Below are 4,016 nucleotides of genomic sequence, written 5' to 3' on the forward strand. Positions count from 1 at the left end.
CGGCCAGGGCGATCTGGAGCCGACGGGCGCCAAGGTGACGGCCGCGGTGGCCGCCGTCACTTTCGTCGGGCTGGCGGTCTCCGCCTGGCGGGGCGTGCGCTCGGACCGGATGGTCGGGCAAGCCCTCGATCAGGGCCTCGGGACCGGCTGGCGGGAGCGTGTGCGCGGCACCGCGCTGCGCCGCCACCGGCCCTGGGCCCGCATCCTGCTGCTGCCGGGCATGATGCGGCGCCGTGACGTGGAGCGGATCCCCAACATCAGCTACGGGGACGCCGGGCGCCGGAATCTGCTCGACGTCTACCGCCGCCGCGGCGGCACGCCGCACAACGCGCCGGTACTGGTCTACTTCCACGGCGGCGGCTACACCAGCGGGGACAAGCGGCGCGAGGCGCGGCCCCTGCTGTACCGGCTCGCCAGCCAGGGCTGGGTGTGCATCAGCGCCAACTACCGGCTGCGGCCCCAGACCACGTTCCCCGGTCACCAGATCGACGCCAAGAAGGTCGTCGCCTGGGTCCGCGAGCACGGTGCCGAGTACGGCGCCGATCCGTCGAGGATCTTCGTGGCGGGCAGCTCGGCCGGCTCCAACATGGCGGCCCTGTGCGCGCTCACGCCGAACGACCCGGCGTTCCAGCCCGGATTCGAGTCGGCCGACACCTCGGTGACCGCCGCGATCTGCCTCTACGGCTACTACGGCCACTACTTCGGTGAGGCGCCCGACGAGGCGCCGCCCCCGCCCCAGCCCCAGGGCTATCTCCGCCCGGGTGCGCCGCCGTTCCTGGTCGCCCACGGCACCAAGGACGCGCTGGGCACCGTCGAGGGCGCCCGGCACTTCGTGGACCGGCTGCGCCAGGTCTCGCAGAGCACCGTGGTCTACGCCGAACTGCCGGGCGCGCAACACTCGTTCGATGTCTTCCACTCCCCGCGCTTCGAAGCGGTCGTGGACGGCGTCGAGGCCTTCGCCGCCTGGGTCCTGGCCACCCAGCAGCGCACTCCCGACACGGTCTAGGGGCCAGGGCTCCGGCAAAGTCGTTGATCACGCGGTGAGTAGGAGGTCGATGGGGCGGTCGGTTGCTCGGGCGTAGTGTCGTAGGGCGGCTGCGATGTTGTGGTGGCCGTGAAGTCGAAGGAGGGTGATCGCGGTGTTGCGGAGGCTCGCCATGACGCGGGGTGCGTTGCCGGTACGGACCTGGGAGCGGTCCTCGTCGAAGGTGACATCGCGGACCCAGTGCAGGCGGTTCTCGATCTCCCAGTGTGACTGCACCCATGTGGCCAGGGCCTCCGGAGGCGCGGTGCAGGTATCCGCGCTGGTAATCAGGTAGACGATCTCGACCGTCCGCCTGCCCTTCCTCGTGACGGTGCGCCTCAGCTGGGCGACCGGAGCGGCCCCGGTGAACTCGATCCAGGCGGGCACGTCGACGGGTTTGACCGTGCGGGTCACGCGGCGCCCGTGTCCGCGATCGGTCCTGGTGACGGCGGGTATCCGAGCCCAGGGCAGATCCTTGAGCCGCCTATACAACGACTTCTGATTGGCCTTCACCGCCATGATGTAGTCGGCGCCGGCCTCGATGACAAGCGTCGCGGTGTCGTGCTGGGTGTGCAGCGCGTCCATCGTGACCACCGCTCCGTGCAGATCGAGGAGACCCAGCAGGTCCCGGGCCGCAGGGATCTCGTTGCTCTTCTCGCTCACGGCGACCTGGCCGACTACCGCTCCCGAACCGTGCGCGAGCGCGGCAACCAGATGTGGGGCCGAAGCGTCACCGTCGCGTGCACCCCTCACCGTCTTGCCGTCGAGCGCGATCACCCGTCGGCCCGCCACGAGCGCGCACCTCGTCGCGGCCCAGGCCCCCAGGAGCACGTCGAGACGGTCCGCGTCCAGCCTCGCGAACAGGCGCCGCAGCGTCGACTCGTCCACCGAGCCCCGCTCCAGACCCAGCCGTGTCATGGCTGCTGCCCCCGCGTCCCGGGCCCACTCCCCGATCGCCGTGAAGCCCCGCGCACCAGCCAGCACCGCACACACCGCGACCGCGATCAGAGCACCCACCGGATGACGGACCCCGCGCCGACAGCGCGGATCAGGCAGCCAGCCGAGTACCTCGACGAGGAGCTCGTGATCCGGAACGAGCGTGCGAGCAGGCGCACAGATGAGAGACGATGACATAGCGCGGGTGCTGTTCCCTGGGCGGACGGACGGCGTAGGAACCTCCATCCAACCCGACCGGAACACGCCCGCGCACCCCATCCGCCCGCAAAACCCCACGTCACAGAGCTACCAAAGGACTTTACCGGGGCCCTGCCATCCCCCCAGGAATGATGAGCCGCTCGCTGATCAGCACAGCCACCGTACGTCTCAGCCGCGCTCCGTGTACGTCAGAAGCACTGAATCCACCCGCGCCATCACCGCGGCAGCGCGCCGCGCATCGTTCACCTTCGGCGCGCTGGACAGTGTCGGGAGCAGCCGATCCGGGCCCCGCACTTACACCGGACCCTCCCAGCCCTGGACCCGGGCCTCGAGACACCCGCCGGCCAGCGGAAACACGAGACACCACCAATCGCCAGAGGAGGGTTTTGTGGGGCAGTTGGTAGCTCTAGGGTCAATACCGGTGATTTAAATGGCGGGCCGGGTTCACTCGCGTACCTGTATGTGCGACGGCAACACCAGGCGGCCTTCGACTCGCCGCTGCTGGGCTGGAACTCGCACGCCGAGCCGTTCCGGCATGCGGCCGCAGTACGCGCCTGCCGACGGGGCCGTGCGGGGGCGCGTCGGGACGCCGGACATCCCGTCCATGCTCGCGCTTGAGGCGGCCCTGAAGGTGTGGTCGCGGCCGGATGTCTCCGTCGACGCCGTGCGCGCGAAGTCCGTCGCCCTGACGGATCTCTTCGTGGAGTGCGTGCGGGCGTACGTACCTGAAGGGCGGGTCGACGTCGTGACGCCGGGTGCCCATGCCGAGCGGGGCAGTGTGCGGACGCCGGTGAAGTGATGGGGCGTCTGATCGCGGAGGGTGTCGTCGGCGGCTTCAGTGCGCCTGACGTGCTGCGGTTCGGATTCACGCCGCTCTGCCTGGGGTTCGCGGAAGTGGAGCGGGCCGCGCGGGGTATTGGCGACGATCTCGGGCTAAGGTGGTGTGGACTTGGTGATTCTTTACCTGGTAGATGCAACCAGTACGGTTTCGTAGATCATCCTGTCTTCTCAGTTGGCTATTAGTTTTTGACGGAGAAGAAGGAAGTTCATGCGTACTCGTGCTCGTACCCGCACAGCAGCCGTCGGCGCGCTCGCCGCACTTTCCGCGCTCGCGCTCACCGGCTGCAACAGCGGCGACGAGGCCGACGCCGCTGCCGGCTCGTCCGCCCCCGCGTCGGACTCGGCCTCGGCGTCGGACTCGACCGCGGCTTCGCCCAAGGCGTCGTCCGGGAGCAACTCGAGCACGAGCGGCGGCGGCAGCTCGTCCAAGGGCGGGGGCGGCGGCGCCACTGCGGCCTGCACCCTCCAGACGGTCTCGATCAAGTTCCTCATGAGCGATCACCAGGCCACCGAGCAGCAGGCGGCCAACGGCACCCTCAAGCTCACCAACACCTCCGGTGCCACCTGTACGGTCGTCGGTCCCACGACCGTGACCGCGACCGACGACGAGAACAAGGCTGGCCCGATCTCCGCGGACAACTCCGAGGAGGGCTCGGACGCGGTCGACATCCCGGCGGGCGGCTCGGCGACGGCGGACATCGGCTACAACAATCTGAACACCGAGGGCACCGCCCGCGACACCTGCCCGATGGGCGCGTCCACCGTCAAGGTCGGGCTGCCGAAGCAACCGGACACCACGGTGAACGTGCTGAAGGCGGACGGCTCGCCGGGCGGCTACTTCAGCGTCTGCGGCGACAGCTTCAAGGTCGGCGCCTTCACGGTCGGCTAAGACCGTGTCCTACATGGTCAGTTTGAGGAGCCGTTTGTAGCAGCAGAGGGCGGCGGCAAGTCCGAGAAAGGCCAGGTAGTTTCCTGGTTTGCGCTCGTAGCGGTGGTT

Annotated in this window: 3 protein-coding genes and 2 pseudogenes; 3 read left to right on the forward strand and 2 right to left on the reverse strand. The window is 69.2% G+C overall.

The window, feature by feature from the left end; genetic code table 11:
• The coding region (locus tag ACFU8Q_RS39880; RefSeq protein WP_384464659.1) for an alpha/beta hydrolase at positions 1-1,006 on the forward strand (1,006 nt) is incomplete at its 5' end.
• A gap of 27 nt (positions 1,007-1,033) precedes the next feature.
• Here the strand turns inward: ACFU8Q_RS39880 and ACFU8Q_RS39885 are convergent.
• A complete protein-coding gene (locus ACFU8Q_RS39885) occupies positions 1,034-2,158 on the reverse strand; it encodes an ISAs1 family transposase (protein WP_384464662.1) in 1,125 nt (374 codons plus the stop codon).
• 447 nt (positions 2,159-2,605) lie between these two features.
• On the opposite strand from ACFU8Q_RS39885, the pseudogene ACFU8Q_RS39890 reads away from it, so the two are divergent.
• Positions 2,606-3,202 (forward strand): annotated as a pseudogene (locus ACFU8Q_RS39890) (hypothetical protein); the annotation flags it as partial.
• Positions 3,203-3,227: 25 nt separating this feature from the next.
• On the forward strand, positions 3,228-3,908 hold the full coding sequence (locus ACFU8Q_RS39895) for a DUF4232 domain-containing protein (RefSeq protein ID WP_384464665.1): 681 nt from the start codon (positions 3,228-3,230) through the stop codon (positions 3,906-3,908).
• 9 nt (positions 3,909-3,917) lie between these two features.
• Here the strand turns inward: ACFU8Q_RS39895 and ACFU8Q_RS39900 are convergent.
• A pseudogene (locus ACFU8Q_RS39900) lies at positions 3,918-4,016 on the reverse strand (IS5/IS1182 family transposase); the annotation flags it as partial.

The sequence above is a fragment of the Streptomyces sp. NPDC057543 genome, from assembly GCF_042801895.1.
Classification (GTDB): Bacteria; Actinomycetota; Actinomycetes; order Streptomycetales; family Streptomycetaceae; genus Streptomyces.

Coding starts and splice junctions, on each gene's coding strand:
- ACFU8Q_RS39885 (WP_384464662.1), bottom strand. CDS start 2,158: ATGTCATCGTCTCTCATCTGTGCGCCTGCTCGCACGCTCGTTCCGGAT.
- ACFU8Q_RS39895 (WP_384464665.1), top strand. CDS start 3,228: ATGCGTACTCGTGCTCGTACCCGCACAGCAGCCGTCGGCGCGCTCGCC.